Annotated in this window: 15 protein-coding genes and 1 pseudogene; 6 read left to right on the top strand and 10 right to left on the bottom strand. The window is 64.9% G+C overall.

All coding sequences use genetic code 11. The annotated features are described in order from the left end of the window. Positions 1-17: 17 nt before the first annotated feature. The 3 genes from spoT to NMG10_RS14425 all read right to left on the bottom strand — a co-directional run bounded on the left by spoT (position 18) and on the right by NMG10_RS14425 (position 3603). Complete coding sequence (spoT, locus tag NMG10_RS14435; RefSeq protein ID WP_028689950.1) at positions 18-2126, bottom strand: bifunctional GTP diphosphokinase/guanosine-3',5'-bis pyrophosphate 3'-pyrophosphohydrolase; 2109 nt, start codon at positions 2124-2126, stop codon at positions 18-20. A 59-nt stretch (positions 2127-2185) separates the two neighbouring features. Then, entirely contained in the window at positions 2186-2449 is a 264-nt protein-coding gene (gene rpoZ, locus NMG10_RS14430) for a DNA-directed RNA polymerase subunit omega (RefSeq protein ID WP_008091595.1), read from the bottom strand. A 278-nt stretch (positions 2450-2727) separates the two neighbouring features. Then, the gene (locus NMG10_RS14425) at positions 2728-3603 is read right to left on the bottom strand and encodes a LysR family transcriptional regulator (protein ID WP_203649385.1); all 876 of its coding nucleotides are present in this window, start codon (positions 3601-3603) and stop codon (positions 2728-2730) included. Positions 3604-3850: 247 nt separating this feature from the next. Between NMG10_RS14425 and NMG10_RS14420 the strand changes: the two genes are divergently transcribed. The 3 genes from NMG10_RS14420 (at position 3851) to NMG10_RS14410 (ending at position 7626) form a co-directional block, all read left to right on the top strand. Next, positions 3851-5194 (top strand): glutamine synthetase family protein, encoded by a 1344-nt coding sequence (locus NMG10_RS14420; RefSeq protein WP_232855494.1) that lies wholly within the window; start codon positions 3851-3853, stop codon positions 5192-5194. A gap of 4 nt (positions 5195-5198) precedes the next feature. Next, a complete protein-coding gene (locus NMG10_RS14415) occupies positions 5199-5972 on the top strand; it encodes a gamma-glutamyl-gamma-aminobutyrate hydrolase family protein (protein ID WP_203649389.1) in 774 nt (257 codons plus the stop codon). 112 nt (positions 5973-6084) lie between these two features. After that, complete coding sequence (locus NMG10_RS14410) at positions 6085-7626, top strand: APC family permease (RefSeq protein WP_203649391.1); 1542 nt, start codon at positions 6085-6087, stop codon at positions 7624-7626. A 134-nt stretch (positions 7627-7760) separates the two neighbouring features. Here NMG10_RS14410 and gmk read toward each other — a convergent pair whose 3' ends face one another. Both gmk and NMG10_RS14400 read right to left on the bottom strand, forming a co-directional pair. Then, positions 7761-8381, bottom strand: coding sequence for a guanylate kinase (gene gmk, locus NMG10_RS14405; protein WP_203649393.1), 621 nt, complete (start codon positions 8379-8381; stop codon positions 7761-7763). Positions 8382-8394: 13 nt separating this feature from the next. Next, on the bottom strand, positions 8395-9258 hold the full coding sequence (locus tag NMG10_RS14400) for a YicC/YloC family endoribonuclease (protein WP_254464593.1): 864 nt from the start codon (positions 9256-9258) through the stop codon (positions 8395-8397). 224 nt (positions 9259-9482) lie between these two features. On the opposite strand from NMG10_RS14400, the gene rph reads away from it, so the two are divergent. After that, positions 9483-10205 (top strand): ribonuclease PH, encoded by a 723-nt coding sequence (rph, locus tag NMG10_RS14395; protein WP_009681991.1) that lies wholly within the window; start codon positions 9483-9485, stop codon positions 10203-10205. A gap of 61 nt (positions 10206-10266) precedes the next feature. Here the strand turns inward: rph and NMG10_RS14390 are convergent, their stop codons facing one another. Then, on the bottom strand, positions 10267-11046 hold the full coding sequence (locus NMG10_RS14390; protein ID WP_254464592.1) for an exodeoxyribonuclease III: 780 nt from the start codon (positions 11044-11046) through the stop codon (positions 10267-10269). A gap of 80 nt (positions 11047-11126) precedes the next feature. Between NMG10_RS14390 and pyrE the strand changes: the two genes are divergently transcribed. After that, complete coding sequence (gene pyrE / locus NMG10_RS14385) at positions 11127-11768, top strand: orotate phosphoribosyltransferase (protein ID WP_011536401.1); 642 nt, start codon at positions 11127-11129, stop codon at positions 11766-11768. Positions 11769-11947: 179 nt separating this feature from the next. On the opposite strand, the gene argB is transcribed toward pyrE, so the two are convergent. The 4 genes and pseudogenes from argB to coaBC form a co-directional block, all read right to left on the bottom strand. Then, positions 11948-12853, bottom strand: coding sequence for an acetylglutamate kinase (gene argB / locus NMG10_RS14380; protein WP_028689938.1), 906 nt, complete (start codon positions 12851-12853; stop codon positions 11948-11950). Between the two features lie 30 nt (positions 12854-12883). After that, positions 12884-14251 (bottom strand): annotated as a pseudogene (locus tag NMG10_RS14375) (phosphomannomutase/phosphoglucomutase); the annotation flags it as partial. Between the two features lie 140 nt (positions 14252-14391). Next, a complete protein-coding gene (gene dut / locus NMG10_RS14370; protein ID WP_050707525.1) occupies positions 14392-14847 on the bottom strand; it encodes a dUTP diphosphatase in 456 nt (151 codons plus the stop codon). 5 nt (positions 14848-14852) lie between these two features. Next, positions 14853-16064, bottom strand: coding sequence for a bifunctional phosphopantothenoylcysteine decarboxylase/phosphopantothenate--cysteine ligase CoaBC (gene coaBC, locus NMG10_RS14365; protein WP_203649404.1), 1212 nt, complete (start codon positions 16062-16064; stop codon positions 14853-14855). Between the two features lie 127 nt (positions 16065-16191). Between coaBC and radC the strand changes: the two genes are divergently transcribed. Next, entirely contained in the window at positions 16192-16872 is a 681-nt protein-coding gene (radC, locus tag NMG10_RS14360) for a DNA repair protein RadC (protein ID WP_234562099.1), read from the top strand. Positions 16873-16949: the final 77 nt, after the last annotated feature.

The following is a 16949-nucleotide window of genomic DNA, read 5'->3' as shown; positions in this document are numbered from 1 at the left end:
TCCTTGCGGTTGGCGGACTACGCACGCATCCGGGTGATGCGGACCACGCCGGTCAAGGTGCGCAGCTTCTTGATCACACGGGCCAGGTGCACACGGTCGTGCACGCTGACCACCAGTTGGACCACGCTGATACGGCCGTCGCGTTCGTCCATGCTGATTTTCTCGATGTTGCCGTCGGCGGCGTTGACGCTGCTGGCCAGCAGCGCGATCAGGCCGCGCTGGTGCTCCAGCTCGACGCGCAGCTCGACGTTGAACTCGCCGGTGATGTCCTTGGCCCAGGAGAGCTGCAGGCACTTCTCCGGGTTGTGGCGGACTTCACTGATGTTGCGGCAGTCTTCCAGGTGCACGACCATGCCCTTGCCGGCCGACAGATGGCCGACGATAGGGTCGCCCGGGATCGGGGTGCAGCACTTGGCGTAGCTGAGCACCAGACCCTCGGTGCCGCGGATCGCCAGCGGGCCTTCCGGCGCCGGCAGCTGTTCGCCTTCGGCGGACAACAGGCGGCGGGCGACCACGTAGGCCATGCGGTTGCCCAGGCCGATGTCTTCGAGCAGGTCCTCGAGCAGTTCCAGGCGGTACTCGGCGAGGATCGACTGGATGCGCTCCTGGGGGATCTTCTCCAGGCTGCTGTCGAAACCGGTCAGCACCTTGTTCAGCAGGCGCTCGCCAAGGCTGATGGACTCGGAGCGACGCTGCTGCTTGAGGGCGTGGCGGATGTGCGTGCGTGCCTTGCCGGTGACCACGAAGTTGAGCCAGGCCGGGTTTGGCCGGGCGCCCGGTGCGCTGACGATCTCGACGGTGGAGCCGCTCTGCAGCGGCTCGGACAGCGGCGCCAGGCGGCGGTTGATGCGGCAGGCGATGCAGCTGTTGCCAACGTCGGTGTGCACCGCGTAGGCGAAATCGACGGCGGTGGAGCCCTTGGGCAGCTCCATGATCCGGCCTTTGGGGGTGAAGACGTAGACCTCGTCCGGGAACAGGTCGATCTTCACGCTCTCGATGAATTCCAGCGAGTTGCCGGCACGCTGCTGCAGCTCGAGGATGCCCTTGACCCACTGGCGGGCGCGGGCGTGGCTGCCCTTGGGCTGCTCTTCCTCGTTGGACTTGTACAGCCAGTGCGCGGCGATGCCGTTGTTGGCCATCTCTTCCATTTCACGGGTGCGGATCTGGATCTCGATGGGTACGCCGTGCATGCCGAACAGCGTGGTGTGCAACGACTGGTAGCCGTTGGCCTTGGGGATCGCGATGTAGTCCTTGAACCGACCCGGCAGCGGCTTGTACAGGTTGTGCACGGCGCCGAGCACGCGGTAGCAGGTGTCGACCTTGTCGACGATGATGCGGAAGGCGTACACGTCCATGATCTCGGTGAAGGCGCGGCGCTTGCCGCGCATCTTCTTGTAGATGCCATAGAGGTGTTTCTGCCGGCCGCTGACCTCGCCCTGGATGCCATCGGCGGCCAGGCAGTTGGCCAGCGAGGTCTCGATCTTGGCGACGATTTCCTTGCGGTTGCCCCGCGCGCTCTTGACCGCCCGGTGGATCAGCGACGAACGCATCGGGTGCATGGCCTTGAAGCCGAGGTCCTCGAACTCGACGCGCACGGTGTGCATCCCCAGGCGGTTGGCGATGGGGGCGTAGATTTCGAGGGTTTCCTTGGCGATGCGCCGGCGTTTTTCGCCGGACAGTACTTCCAGGGTGCGCATGTTGTGCAGGCGGTCGGCCAGCTTGACCAGGATCACGCGGATATCGCGGGCCATGGCCATGGCCATCTTCTGGAAGTTCTCGGCCTGCGCCTCGGCCTTGGTCTCGAAGTTCATCTGGGTCAGCTTGCTGACCCCGTCGACCAGCTCGGCGACGGTCTCGCCGAATTGCTGGCTCAAGGCTTCCTTGGCGATGCCGGTGTCTTCGATCACGTCGTGCAGCATGGCCGCCATCAGGCTCTGATGGTCCATGTGCATGTCGGCAAGGATGCTGGCGACCGCCAGCGGATGGGTCACGTAGGGCTCGCCGCTGCGGCGGCGCTGGCCATCGTGGGCCTGCTCGGCGTAGAAGTAGGCCCGGCGAACCAGGTTGACCTGTTCGGGGCCCAGGTAAGTCGACAGCCGTTCGGCGAGGGCTTCTATACCCGGCATGGTTTCACCTCTTGCTGAAGAAGAGGGCCTTGCGCCGCACGGTGTCGACTGGGCATCAATCAGACGGCCTCGTTGTTCTCGTCCTCGAACGCGGCGAATACCGGATCCTCGGTGACGATCTCTTCGGCGGCGATGAACTCTGGCGTGACGATGCCTTCGGCGATTTCACGCAGGGCGACGACGGTCGGCTTGTCGTTTTCCCACGCAACGCGTGGCTCTTTGCCGCCGGTAGCCAGCTGGCGGGCGCGCTTGGTCGAGAGCATGACCAGCTCAAAGCGGTTATCCACGTGTTCCAGGCAGTCTTCAACAGTTACGCGGGCCATGGTCTTCCTCAGTAGCAAATGCGGTAGGCGTGCGCCCAGAATGGGCAGGCGGACTCGATAGTTTAAAAAATCACCAGCCAATAGGGAAGGGCTGTTTTGTCGGGTGTGCCTGTGGCGCTTCTATCGCGGGGCAAGCCCGCTCCCACGAATGTGTTCCCGAAACGGGCAACGTGGGAGCGGGCTTGCCCCGCGATAGGGCCGATCCAGACAACTGGAGCCAACCGCCGATGCCCGACAATAGCGTGCCGTCCATCGCCGACACAACCGCCCCTGACGCGTTAACGCAACATTGCGTCGCGCAGGCGCGGAGTCAGCTCCTCGAACAGCGTCTGCACCGAGCGCAGGGCGCGGCAATCGGGTCGGGTCAGCAGCCACAACTGGGTGTCGCAGCCGGGCAGCGGGCCGCTCAGCGCCTCGACGCCGGGCAGGTCGTGGACCATGTAGTCGGGCAGTGCCGCGACGCCCAGGCCGGTGGTCACCAGTTGGGCGATGGTCGACATGCCGCTGCACTGGTAGCGCGGGATCAGCCCCGGGTGATGCTGGTTACGCCAGACCACCGTGGCGTGGTCCTGCATGGAATCGTCGGGGGCGATCCATGGCACGTTGGCGGCGGACTCCTGCAGGCGCTCGCGCAGCACCGGCAGGCCGCAGACCACGTAGGAGGTCGAGCCCAGGCAGCGGCCCACCAGGTGTTCCGGCGGCGTGTTGGTCAGGCGCAGGGCGATGTCGGCATCGCGGCGGCTGAGGTTGGCGAAGGTGTTGGAGGTGCCCATTTCCAGCGACAGCGCCGGGTAGTTGGGCATGAACTCGGCCAGCGCCGGCAGCAGCAGGCTGTGCAGCACCGCCTCGGTGCAGGTCAGGCGCACGGTGCCGCTGACCACCTGCTCACCGCTGGTCAGGGCGATGCGCGCCGCGTCCAGCGCCTGTTCGGCGCGCTCGGCCTGCTCGGCCAGGGCCTGGGCGGTATCGGTGGGCAGGTAGCCCTTGCGGCTCTTGACGAACAGCGCGGTACCCAGCGCCGATTCCAGCCGGCGGATCGAGCGGAAGACCGTGGAAACGTCGACCTTGAGCAGTTCGGCGGCCTTGGCCAGGGAGCGGCCGCGCTCCAGCGCCAGGACCAGTGAGAGGTCTGCATGGTTGATCTGATATTGCATCGGTGCACGCTCTGCTTGCCAAAATGCCAATGTCTGTTGCGTTGAGGCCATTTTATAGTGGAACGGCCCCCGGGAATCAATGCAGCCGGTCGGCAACAAGCCCCCCACGATGGGTTAGTTAAAAGAACAACAGCAGCACCATCGTCGCCTGCCAAGGCGTCATCCGCAGTTCCCCACATCGCCGCTCCAAATCGAAGGATGTACAGCCATGACGTCGGTCTCCCCGTGCGCCAGTTCTTCCCGCGAGATGAATGAGTTCCTGGATGCCCATCCGGATACCCAGTACGTCGACCTGCTGATCTCCGACATGAACGGGGTGGTGCGCGGCAAGCGCATCGAGCGCGCCAGCCTGCACAAGGTGTACGAGAAGGGCATCAACCTGCCAGCCTCGCTCTTCGCCCTGGACATCAACGGCTCGACCGTCGAAAGCACGGGCCTGGGCCTGGACATCGGTGACGCCGACCGTATCTGTTTCCCGATTCCCGGCACGCTCTGCGACGAGCCATGGCAGAAGCGCCCGACCGCGCAGTTGCTGATGACCATGCACGAACTGGACGGCGCGCCGTTCTTCGCCGACCCGCGCGAGGTGCTGCGCCAGGTGGTGAGCAAGTTCGACGACCTGGGCCTGGATATCTGCGCCGCGTTCGAGCTGGAGTTCTACCTGATCGACCAGGACAACCTCAACGGCCGTCCGCAGCCGCCGCGCTCGCCGATCTCGGGCAAGCGCCCGCAGTCGACCCAGGTGTACCTGATCGACGACCTCGACGAATACGCCGACTGCCTGCAGGACATGCTCGAAGCCGCCAAGGAGCAAGGCCTGCCTGCCGACGCCATCGTCAAGGAAAGCGCCCCGGCGCAGTTCGAGGTCAACCTGCACCACGTCGCCGACCCGATGAAGGCCTGCGACTACGCGATCCTGCTCAAGCGCCTGATCAAGAACGTCGCCTACGACCATGAGATGGACTCCACCTTCATGGCCAAGCCCTATCCGGGCCAGGCGGGCAACGGCCTGCATGTGCACATCTCGCTGCTGGACAAGAAGACCGGCAAGAACATCTTTGCCAACGACGACCCGCTGCAGAGCGACACCCTGCGCCACGCCATCGGCGGCGTATTGGAGACCATGCCGGCGTCGATGGCCTTCCTGTGCCCGAACATCAACTCCTACCGCCGCTTCGGCGCCCAGTTCTACGTGCCCAACGCACCGAGCTGGGGCCTGGACAACCGCACCGTGGCGGTCCGCGTGCCGACCGACAGCAGCGAGAACGTGCGCATCGAGCACCGCGTGGCCGGCGCCGACGCCAACCCGTACCTGATGCTCGCGGCGATCCTCGCCGGCATCCATCACGGCTTGACCAACAAGGTCGAGCCGGACGCGCCGATCGAGGGCAACTCGTACGAACAGCTGGAACAGAGCCTGCCGAACAACCTGCGCGACGCCCTGCGCGCGCTGGACGACAGTGAAGTCCTCAACCAATACATCAGCCCGGACTACATCGACATCTTCGTGGCCTGCAAGGAGAGCGAGCTGGCCGAATTCGAAGTGTCGATCTCCGACCTCGAGTACAACTGGTACCTGCACACGGTGTAAGCCCATGAGCGCAATTGCGGTCCCCTTGATCGGTGTCAGCGCCTGCCGCCAGCAGGTGGGGAAGAACTCGTCGCACACGGTGGGCGACAAGTATGTCGAGGCCGCAGGCTTTGCCGGGCTGCCGCTGATCCTGCCGGCGCGTGATGGCGGCAGCGACACCCAGGCGCTGCTGGCCCGGCTCGATGGCATTCTTTTTACCGGTTCGCCTTCAAATGTCGAGCCGCATCATTACAATGGCGCCCCCAGCGCGGAAGGTACCCGGCACGATCTTGCACGTGACCGCCTGACCTTGCCGCTGCTGCAGGCGGCCATTGCCGCCGGTGTGCCGGTGTTGTGCATCTGCCGTGGCTTCCAGGAACTGAACGTGGCCCTTGGCGGCAGCCTGCACCAGCGGGTGCAGGAATTGCCCGGCTACCTGGACCACCGTGAACCTGAGGACGCACCCCTGGAGGTGCAATACGGCCCTCGTCACCCTGTCGGCATCGAGCCGGGTGGGGTGTTCGAGCGCCTGGGCCTGGCTGCGCGGTTCGAGGTCAACTCGCTGCACAGTCAGGGCATCGACCGTCTGGCCCCGGGCCTGCGTGTCGAAGCACGGGCCCCGGATGGCCTGATCGAAGCGGTGTCGATGCCTGATGCGCCGGGCTTTGTTGTCGGCGTGCAGTGGCACCCTGAATGGCGTTTCGCCGAAAACCCGGTTTCGCTGCGCCTGTTCGAGGCGTTCCGCGAGGCCTGCATTGCCCATGCTGCACGGGAGGGTGCGCGCCAGGAGCGATTCTGACGTCACCCGAAAGTCTCGGATGACTCACCCCCAAAGCGAGCTTTCAATGAGTGGAAGCGGGCCCTCTACGGCGGGTCTGTGACAACAATTCCAATAGTTACGGCAAATACTCATGAGCGATTACACAGAAGCCGGACGCCCACCCGACGTGGCGTCCGACTCGGGCAACACCCAGCGCGGCAAGGGCCTGGCCAAGGGCCGCCTCGGCCTGCTGGCCAGCGTCGTGCTGGGCATTTCCACCATCGCCCCGGTCTACACCCTGACCGGCGCGCTCGGCCCGACCGTGCGCGAAGTCGGCGCCCACCTGCCGGCGGTGTTCATCGTCGGCTTCCTGCCGATGCTGCTGGTGGCCCTGGGTTACCGCGAGCTGAATTCGGCGGAGCCCGACAGCGGCACCTCCTTCACCTGGTCGGCCCGGGCTTTTGGCCCGATGATCGGCTGGATCGGCGGCTGGGGGCTGGTGGTCGCCACCACCATCGTGCTGTCCAACCTGGCGGGCGTGGCGGTGGACTTCTTCTACCTGTTCCTGGCCCAGATCACCGGCAACCAGGAGCTGGCGGCACTGGCGGACAACCTGTTGGTCAACGTCACCACCTGTTGCGTGTTCATTGCCCTGGCGGTGTGGATCTGCTGTCGCGGCATGGCCACCACCATGACCGTGCAGTACGGCCTGGTGGCCTTGCAACTGCTGGTGCTGATCGGCTTCGCCTTCGCCGCCTTCGGCGAGACCACCGCGCCGCCGCCGCTGGCATTCGATCTTGCCTGGTTCAACCCGTTCGGCGTCGAGTCGTTCTCGGCGTTCGCTGCGGGCCTGTCGTTGTCGATCTTCATCTTCTGGGGTTGGGACGTGTGCCTGACCGTCAGCGAAGAGTCGGTCGGCAGTGAAGAAGTGCCCGGCAAGGCCGCCACCTGGACCGTGCTGCTGATTCTCGGCCTGTACCTGCTCACCGCCATCGCCACCCTGCAGTTCGCCGGGATCAGCGAGGATGGCCTGGGCCTGGGCAATCCGCGCATCCAGGAGAACGTGTTCGCCCACCTGGCCGGCCCGGTCATGGGGCCGCTGGCGATCCTGATGTCCATCGCCGTGCTGGCCAGCACCGCCGCCTCGCTGCAGTCGACCTTCGTCTCGCCGGCGCGCACCTTGCTCGCCATGGGTTACTACGGCGCCGTGCCGCAGCGCTTCGCCACGGTCTGCCCGCGTTCGCAGACGCCACGTTACGCAACCATCTGCGCCGGTATTGCCGCGGGCCTGTTCTACGTGACCATGCGTACCCTGAGCGAGAACGTGCTGGCCGACACCATCACCGCGCTGGGCATGATGATCTGTTTCTACTACTCGCTGACCGCGTTCGCCTGCGTGTGGTACTTCCGCCGCAGCCTGTTCGACAGCGTGCGCCACTTCTTCATGCGCGGCGTCTGCCCGCTGGTGGGTGGGGTGATCCTGTCGGTGATCTTCATGCGCACGGCGATCGACAGCGCTTCGCCGGACTTCGGCAGCGGCTCGCATGTGGGCGGGCTGGGGCTGGTGTTCGTGATTGCGGCGATCATCTCGGCACTGGGGATCGTGCTGATGATGCTGTCGCGGCTGCGGGCGCCGGCGTATTTCCTGGGGGCTACCCTGCGTCAGCAGGCGACCATTCAGTTGCAGGAATGAAGCTGGGGGCGCTCTGCGCCCCTTTCGCGGCACAAGGCCGCTCCTACAAGGGATCGCGTCAATATGGACTGATGCGATCGCCTGCAGGAGCGGCCTTGTGCCGCGAAAGGGCCGCAGAGCGGCCCCTCGGTCTATCAGTTCAGCAGTTCTTTTAGCAGGCCACCATGGCGCTGTTGCTGTTTCTTCAGCAGCAGGCGGTTGGCCTTGAACACAGCCTTCAACTCGTCCAGCGCCACGTCAAAGTCATCGTTGATGATGACGTACTCATACTCGTCGTAGTGCACCATCTCGCTGACCGCTTCCTTCATACGCCCGGCGATGATCTCCTCGCTGTCCTGCCCACGGCCATCCAACCGTTGACGCAAGGCCTCCTGGCTTGGCGGCAGGATGAAGATCGAACGCGCCTCGGGCATCAGCTTGCGCACCTGCTTGGCGCCTTGCCAGTCGATTTCCAGGATCAGGTCGAAGCCCTGGTCGAGAGTTTCCTGCAACGCGCTGCGCGACGTGCCGTAGAAGTTGCCGAACACTTCGGCGTGCTCGAGGAAGTCGCCCTGGGCGATCAATGCCTTGAACTCCTCGTGGACGACGAAGTGGTAGTTCACCCCGTGCTCCTCGCCCGGACGCATGGCGCGGGTGGTGTGGGAGACCGAGACGCGCACGTTGGTGTCGTCCTTGATCAGGGCCGTGACCAGGCTGGTCTTGCCGGCGCCGGACGGGGCCGAAACGATGTAGAGGGTGCCGCTGCTGTGGTTCATGGTGGGGGTGGCCTTACTCGATATTCTGTACTTGTTCACGCATCTGTTCGATCAGCACCTTCAGGTTGACCGCCGCCTGCGTGCTGCGCGGGTCGAAGGCCTTGGAACCGAGGGTGTTGGCTTCGCGGTTGAGCTCCTGCATCAGGAAGTCCAGGCGCCGGCCGGCGGCGCCGCCGGACTTGAGCACCCGGCGCACCTCGGTGACGTGGGTGCTGAGGCGGTCCAGCTCCTCGGCGACATCGCTCTTCTGCGCCAGCAGGACCATTTCCTGCTCCAGGCGCTGCGGATCGAGCTCGGCCTTCATGTCGCCGAAGCGATCGAGGACCTTCTGCCGTTGCGCGGCCAGCATCTGCGGCACCAGGGTGCGCAGGGTGGCGACTTCGCCGGCCATGCTGTCCAGGCGTTCGTTGATCAGCCGGGCCAGCTCGGCGCCTTCGCGCTCACGGCCCGCCTTGAGTTCGGCCAGCGCCTCGTCGAACAGGGCGATGGCTTCGGCATTGAGCGCCTGCGGGTCGCTGGCGTCGGCCACCAGCACGCCTGGCCAGGCCAGCACTTCCAGCGGGTTGAGCGGCGCTGGCTGCTTGATCAGGCCGGCGACGGTCTCGGCGGCGGCCACCAGATGCGCGGCGCGCTCGCGGTCGACCTGCAACGGCTTGCCGGCGTTGTCCTCGCTCAGGCGCAAGGTGCACTCGACCTTGCCGCGGGACAGGCCCTGGCGCAGGCCCTCGCGTACCGCGCCTTCGAGGTCGCGCAGCGCTTCGGGCAGGCGCAGGTGGGGTTCGAGATAGCGGTGGTTGACCGAGCGCAGCTCCCAGACCAGGGTGCCTTGGCTGCCAGCGCGCTCGACACGAGCAAAAGCGGTCATGCTATGCACCATGGGGAGTACCTCGCGTATTCAGGTGAACGGGGAGCCTGTCGGCTGCAAGGCGCAGGATTGTAGCGCAGTGCGGCCCGGGCGCCCAATCCACCCATGCTACCGACCCTCTTCTGGCCTGTCGGAAAAGGCGACAGGCTGCGCGGGTACGACGACAGGCGTGCCTTCGGCGGGCGGCGGGCTCTATAATGCTCGGCAGATTCAAAGTCCCGGTACAGGTATCCCAGATGAAACGTCCAAGTGGTCGCGCCGCCGATCAGCTCCGCTCGATCCGCATTACCCGCAACTACACCAAGCACGCCGAGGGATCGGTACTGGTCGAGTTCGGTGACACCAAGGTCATCTGCACGGTCAGCGTCGAGAATGGTGTTCCCCGCTTCCTCAAAGGTCAGGGCCAAGGCTGGCTCACCGCCGAATACGGCATGCTGCCGCGTTCGACCGGCGAGCGTAACCAGCGTGAGGCCAGCCGCGGCAAGCAAGGTGGCCGCACCCTCGAAATCCAGCGCCTGATCGGCCGCTCCCTGCGCGCCGCGCTGGACATGAGCAAGCTCGGCGACATCACCCTGTACGTCGACTGCGACGTGATCCAGGCCGACGGCGGTACCCGTACCGCCTCGATCACCGGCGCCATGGTCGCCCTGTGCGACGCCCTGGCGGTGATCAAGAAGCGTGGCGGCCTCAAGGGCGGCAACCCGCTCAAGCACATGATCGCCGCAGTGTCGGTGGGCATGTACCAGGGCGAGGCCGTGCTCGACCTCGACTACCTCGAGGACTCCGCCGCCGAGACCGACCTGAACGTGGTCATGACCAGCGCCGGTGGCTTCATCGAAGTGCAGGGCACCGCCGAAGGCGCGCCGTTCCAGCCTGAAGACTTCAACGCCATGCTGGCGCTGGCGCAGAAGGGCATGACCGAGATCTTCGAACTGCAGCAGGCCGCATTGGCTGACTGACTGTTCCTGTAGACACGAAAAAGCCGACATCAATGTCGGCTTTTTCGTGTCTGGACAGCACTCAGATGGTCAGCGTCCAGTCGTAGTCCACGATCAGCGGCGCATGCTGGGAGAAGCGCGGCTGGCGCGGCAGACGGGCGTTGCGCACGAAGCGGCGCAGGCCTGGGGTGAGGATCTGGTAGTCGAACCGGTAACCCAGGTTGAGCATCTCGGCCTGCTCGTTGTCCGGCCACCAGCTGTACTGGTCGCCTTCACGGCTGACTTCGCGCAGGGCGTCGACATAGCCCATGTCGCCGACGATGGCGTCCATCCAGGCGCGTTCCGGCGGCAGGAAGCCGACCGACTGCTGGCTGTCGCGCCAGTTCTTGATGTCGAGCTTCTGCTGCGCCACGTAGAACGAGCCGCAGTAGATGTATTCGCGACGCTTGCGACGCTGCTTGTCCAGGTACTTGGCGAAGTCGTCCATCAACTTGAACTTCTGGTTCAAGTCTTCGTCGTCGTTCATGCCCGAAGGCAGCAGCAGGCTGGCAATACTGACTTTGTCGAAATCTGCTTGCAGATAACGCCCGTAGCGGTCGGCTGTCTCGAAGCCCAGGCCGGTGATGACTGCCTTGGGCTGCATGCGCGAGTACAGTGCCACGCCACCTTGGGTGGGCACCTCCGCGTCGCAGGCGTAAAGGAAATAGCCATCGAGCTGGAAAGCTGGGTCGTCGAGTTCAAAGGCCGAGGCGCGGGTATCCTGAAGGCAGATGACGTCGGCATTCTGGGCTTGCAGCCAGCTGAGCAATCCACGCTCGGCCGCAGCCTGAATGCCATTTACGTTCACACTGATGATCCGCATAAATGGCCCCAAAAATCTCGTGCGTGTATGATACCCGAGCTCAACACATTTAGCTAAATCCGTGGTGTCCGGGACCTTTCATGCAGCCGTATCAGCGCGACTTCATCCGTTTTGCCATCGATCGCGGCGTTCTGCGCTTCGGTGAGTTCACTCTGAAATCGGGGCGTACCAGCCCGTACTTCTTCAATGCCGGCCTGTTCAACACAGGTTCCGCGCTGGCCCAGCTGGGGCGTTGCTACGCGGCGGCCATCGTCGACAGCAAGATCCCCTTCGACGTGCTGTTCGGCCCGGCCTACAAGGGCATTCCCCTGGCGGCGGCCACTGCCGTGGCCCTGGCCGAACAGCACCAGCTCGACGTGCCGTGGTGCTTCAACCGCAAAGAGGCCAAGGATCACGGCGAGGGCGGCAGCCTGGTCGGCGCCCCGCTGGCCGGTGACGTGCTGATCATCGACGACGTGATCACTGCCGGTACCGCCATCCGCGAGGTCATGCAGATCATCAACGCCCAGCAGGCCAAGGCCGCCGGCGTGCTGATCGCGCTGAACCGCGAAGAGCGTGGCAATGGCGAGCTGTCGGCGATCCAGGAAGTGGAACGCGACTTCGGAATCCCGGTGGTCAGCATCGTTTCGCTGACCCAGGTGCTGGAGTTCCTGGCTGACGATCCGCAGCTCAAGCAGCATCTGCCGGCTGTAGAGGCGTATCGGGCGCAGTACGGGATCTGATCCTGGTTTGGAAATGAAAAAGGCGACCTTCTTGCGAAGGTCGCCTTTTTTGTGTCGCCTGTTCCGGCCCTTTCGCGGGTGAACCCGCTCCCACAGGATCGCCACAGCCCTCAAAGGCGGTGCTATCCCTGTGGGAGCGGGTTTACCCGCGAAGAGGCCAGAACAGGCTAACCGATCACTCAGCGTGGCTTGCGGTTGGTGATCAGGGTGCCCACGCCGCTGTCGGTGAAGATCTCCAGCAGCACCGCATTCGGCACGCGGCCGTCGATGATGTGCGAGCTGTTGACGCCGCCCTGGACGGCGTCCAGCGCGCATTTGATCTTAGGCAGCATGCCGCCGTAGATGGTGCCGTCGGCGATCAGCTCGTTGACCTGCTCGGTGGTCAGTCCGGTGAGGACCTCGCCCTGCTTGTCCATCAGGCCGGCGATGTTGGTCAGCAGCATCAGCTTCTCGGCTTTCAGCGCCTCGGCCACCTTGCCGGCCACCAGGTCGGCGTTGATGTTGTACGACTCGCCGTTGGCGCCCACGCCGATCGGTGCGATCACTGGAATGAAGTCGCCTTTGACCAGCATGTTCAGCAGGTCGGTGTTGACGCTCACGACCTCGCCGACATGGCCGATGTCGATGATTTCCGGGGTGGTCATCTCCGGGGTCTGACGGGTGACGGTCAGCTTCTTGGCGCGGATCAGCTCCGCGTCCTTGCCGGTCAGGCCGATAGCGCTGCCGCCGTGGCGGTTGATCAGGTTGACGATGTCCTTGTTCACCTGGCCGCCCAGGACCATTTCCACCACGTCCATGGTCGCCGCGTCGGTGACGCGCATGCCGTCGATGAAGTGGCTGTCGATCGACAGGCGCTTGAGCAGGTCGCCGATTTGCGGCCCGCCGCCGTGCACCACCACCGGGTTGATGCCCACGGCCTTCATCAGCACGATGTCACGGGCGAAGCCGGTCTTGAGCTCCTCGCTCTCCATCGCGTTGCCGCCGTACTTGATCACCAGGGTCTTGCCGACGAAGCGGCGGATGTAAGGCAGTGCTTCGGACAAAACCTCGGCTACATGGGAAGCGGCATCGCGATCGAGGGTCATGCAGGGCTCCAGGTAAGGAACGTATAGTCGTCAGAACGGCAGTTGCAGGCCGGGTTGGACCCGCAGCAACTGCGTGCGGAATACAGCCTTGATTCGGTCGAGCTCTGCCGCGCTGTCGGCCTCGAAGCGCAGCACCAGCACCGGCGTGGTGTTGGAGGCGCGGACCAGGCCCCAGCCGTGGGGATAGTCGACCCGCACACCGTCGATGGTGGTCAGGTTGGCTTCGCCCCAGTCGGCGTCGCGTTGCAGTGCATCAATGATGCTGAATTTACCCTCGTCGGTCACATCAATGTTGATTTCCGGCGTGGAAATATCATTGGGGAACGCGGCGAACAGGCTTTCGGCGTCCTGCCCGGCCTTGCTGAGGATCTCCAGCAGGCGCGCGGCGCTGTAGATGCCGTCGTCGAAACCGTACCAGCGTTCCTTGATGAAGATGTGTCCGCTCATCTCGCCGGCCAGCAGCGATCCGGTCTGCTTCATCTTCTTCTTGATCAGCGAGTGGCCGGTCTTCCACATCAGCGCACGGCCACCGTGCTGCTCGATCAGCGGGGTCAGGCGGCGGGTGCACTTGACGTCGAAGATGATCTCGGCGCCCGGGTTGCGCGACAGCACGTCCTGGGCGAACAGCATCAGCAGGCGGTCGGGATAGACGATGCTACCGGTGTTGGTAACCACGCCGACGCGGTCGCCGTCGCCGTCGAAGGCCAGGCCGATGTCGGCACCGGTCTCTTTCACCTTGGCGATCAGGTCTTCCAGGTTCTCGGGCTTGCCCGGGTCCGGGTGATGGTTGGGGAAGTTACCGTCGACCTCGCAGAACAGCGGGATGACGTCGCAGCCCAGGGCCTCGATCAGTTGCGGGGCGACCACGCCGGCGGCGCCGTTGCCGCAGTCGACCACCACCTTCAGGCGCTTGGCCAGCTTCACGTCGGCGGTGATCTGCTGGAAGTAGCGGTCGAGGATCTCGACTTTTTCCACACGGCCTTCGCCGCGGGTCAGGTCGTTGGTCTTCAGGCGCGTCAGCAGGGCCTGAATCTGCTCGTTGGCCAGGGTGTCGCCGGCGATGACGATCTTGAAACCGTTGTAGTCCGACGGGTTGTGACTGCCGGTGAGCATCACCCCCGACTTGCCGGCCAGCACGTTGGCGGCGTAGTACAGCGCCGGAGTGGGTACCAGGCCGACATCGCTGACCTGGCAACCGGCGTCGGCCAGGCCCTTGATCAGTTGCTCGACCAGCATCGGGCCGGACAGGCGGCCATCACGGCCGACCGAAATCTGTGGCTCGCCCTGGGCGAGGGTCTGGGCGCCGATGGCGCGACCGATCCAGTAGGCGGTCTCGGCATGCAAGGTCTTGCCAACCACACCACGGATGTCATAGGCGCGGAAGATGCTGTCGGGCAGTGCGGGGACCAGCTGGGCCATGTCGTTCATCTCTGGGGACTCCATAAGTCAAAGGCTTCTGGGCAAGCGCAAACTGAACGCTTGGACGGCGGTTTCGCCAGAGAGTTCGCCATCCATGGCCCGAGCGGTCTGCTGTCGGCTCAGCGGGTGCCGGAGTGCCCGAAGCCGCCGGCACCGCGCTGGGTCTCGTCGAACTGCTCGACGATGTCGAAGTGCGCCTGCACCACCGGCACCAGGATCAGCTGGGCGATGCGCTCGCCGACGGTGATGGTGAACGGCGTATTGCCGCGGTTCCAGCAGGAGACCATCAGCTCGCCCTGGTAGTCCGAGTCGATCAGGCCGACCAGGTTGCCCAGCACGATGCCGTGCTTATGGCCCAGGCCCGAGCGCGGCAGGATCATGGCCGCCAGGCCCGGGTCGCCGATGTACACCGACAGGCCGGTGGGAATCAGCAGGGTCTGGCCCGGCTCGAGGACGGTGTCCTCCTTGAGCAGGGCGCGCAGGTCCAGGCCGGCGGAGCCGGGGGTGGCGTACTGCGGAAGGGGGAATTCGGTGCCCAGGCGTGGGTCGAGGATCTTGGCTTGAAGAGCGTGCATGTAACTTATTGAACCTGGTTGAGCCGTTCGGCGATGAATGCAACCAGCTGGCGGGCGATCTTGCCCTTGCTGGTCTGCGCGAAGAGGGTCTGGTGCTGCTGGCGGTCGATCACGGTCAGGGCGTTCTCCTCGCTGTTGAAGCCGATGCTGGGGTTGGCCACATCATTGGCGACGATCAGGTCGAGGTTCTTGTCCTTGAGCTTGCGCGTGGCGTAGTCGAGCAGGTGCTCGGTCTCTGCGGCGAAGCCCACGCTGAACGGGCGATCAGGCCGACCGGCAATGGTCGCAAGGATATCGGGATTGCGCACCATCTGCAGCAGCATGCCGTCGCCTGTGGTGGGATCCTTCTTGAGCTTCTGTGGGGCGACGACTTCCGGGCGGTAGTCCGCGACCGCGGCCGAGGCGATGAACAGGTCGCAGGGCATGGCCGCCTCGCAGGCCGCGAGCATGTCCCGCGCGCTGACCACGTCGATGCGGTTGACCCGGTCGGGCGTCTGCAGGTGCACCGGGCCGGTGACGAGGGTCACCCGGGCCCCGGCTTCGGCGGCGGCCTCGGCCAGGGCGAAGCCCATTTTCCCTGAGCTATGGTTGGTGATGTAGCGCACCGGGTCGATGTTCTCTTGCGTCGGCCCGGCGGTGATCAGCACGTGCTTGCCGGTCAGGGCCTGGCGCTTGAAGCTCTCGGCGGCGCACCAGGCCAGGTCCGTGGCTTCGAGCATGCGGCCGAGGCCCACGTCGCCACAGGCCTGGCTGCCGGAGGCCGGGCCGAACACCTGGATGCCGCGACTTTTGAGCAGCTCGAGGTTGGCCTGGGTGGCCGGGTCGCGCCACATGGCCTGGTTCATCGCCGGGGCGACGGCCACGGTGGCGTCGGTGGCCAGCACCAGGGTGGTCAGCAGGTCGTCGGCCATGCCTTGGGCCATGCGCGCCATCAGGTCGGCGGTGGCCGGGGCGATCAGCACCAGGTCGGCCCACTTGGCCAGCTCGATATGGCCCATGGCCGCTTCGGCGGCGGGGTCGAGCAGGTCCATGTGTACCGGGTGGCCGGACAGCGCCTGCAGCGTGAGCGGGGTGATGAACTCGGCGCCACCACGGGTCATGACCACGCGCACCTGCGCGCCGTGTTCCAGGAGTCGGCGAATCAGCTCGGCGCTCTTGTAGGCGGCGATGCCGCCACCCACGCCGAGAACGATGCGCTTGCGATACAACCGCTGCATAGGCCTTGCCTTATTCCAGTGAAAGCGGGTGGCGACGATAGCTGCCTGCGGCAGATCGTCGCATTTTCGAAGCGAACTAGATTAACACAGCGCCCAAAAGGGCCGTAGTGGCAGGCGAGGAGGGGAAATGAACATCAGGGAGTGGCCGGCTGAGGAGCGGCCGAGGGAAAAGCTGTTGCAGCGCGGGGCGTCGATCCTTTCGGACGCGGAATTGCTGGCCGTGCTACTGGGCTCGGGGGTTGCCGGACGCAATGTGCTTGATCTCGCCCGTGGCTTGCTGGCGAAGTTCGGTGGGCTCCGGCAGTTTCTCGAGGCGGACCGGACCAAGGTGCTGCGCGAGCCAGGCCTGGGGCCGGTGCGGTATGCGCAGTTGCAGGCATTGCTGGAGATCGGCAGGCGCTATCTGGACGAACACATCGAGCGTGCCTCGGTCCTGGAGAGCCCGGCCTCGGTGAGGCGTTATCTCAAGTCCATGCTGCGGCACGAGTCCAGCGAGGTGTTCGGCTGCCTGTTCCTGGATACCAAGCATCGACCGTTGGCGTTCGAAATACTGTTCCGCGGCACCATCGACCGCGCGAGCATCTACCCACGCGAGGTCGTGCGCCGGTCATTGCTGCACAACGCGGCGGCCCTGATCCTCTGCCATAACCATCCGTCGGGCAATTGCGAGCCGAGCCAGGATGACGTGCATCTGACGCTGATGCTCAAGCGCTCGCTGGCGCTGATCGATGTGCGGGTGATGGACCATGTCATCGTCGGTGATGGCGAGCCGCTGTCGATGCTCGAGCATGGGTGGTTGGCGGGTTAGTCGTGGGCAAGCTGCACCGGCCTCTTCGCGGGTAAACCCGCTCCCACAGGATTTGCGCGTAACCTGTGGGAGCGGGT

The sequence above is a fragment of the Pseudomonas sp. DVZ6 genome (genome assembly GCF_024259445.1).
In the GTDB taxonomy this organism is placed as follows: domain Bacteria; phylum Pseudomonadota; class Gammaproteobacteria; order Pseudomonadales; family Pseudomonadaceae; genus Aquipseudomonas; species Aquipseudomonas peradeniyensis.
Note: the sequence above shows the minus strand (reverse complement) of the source record. Positions and strands in the feature narration are given on the sequence as shown.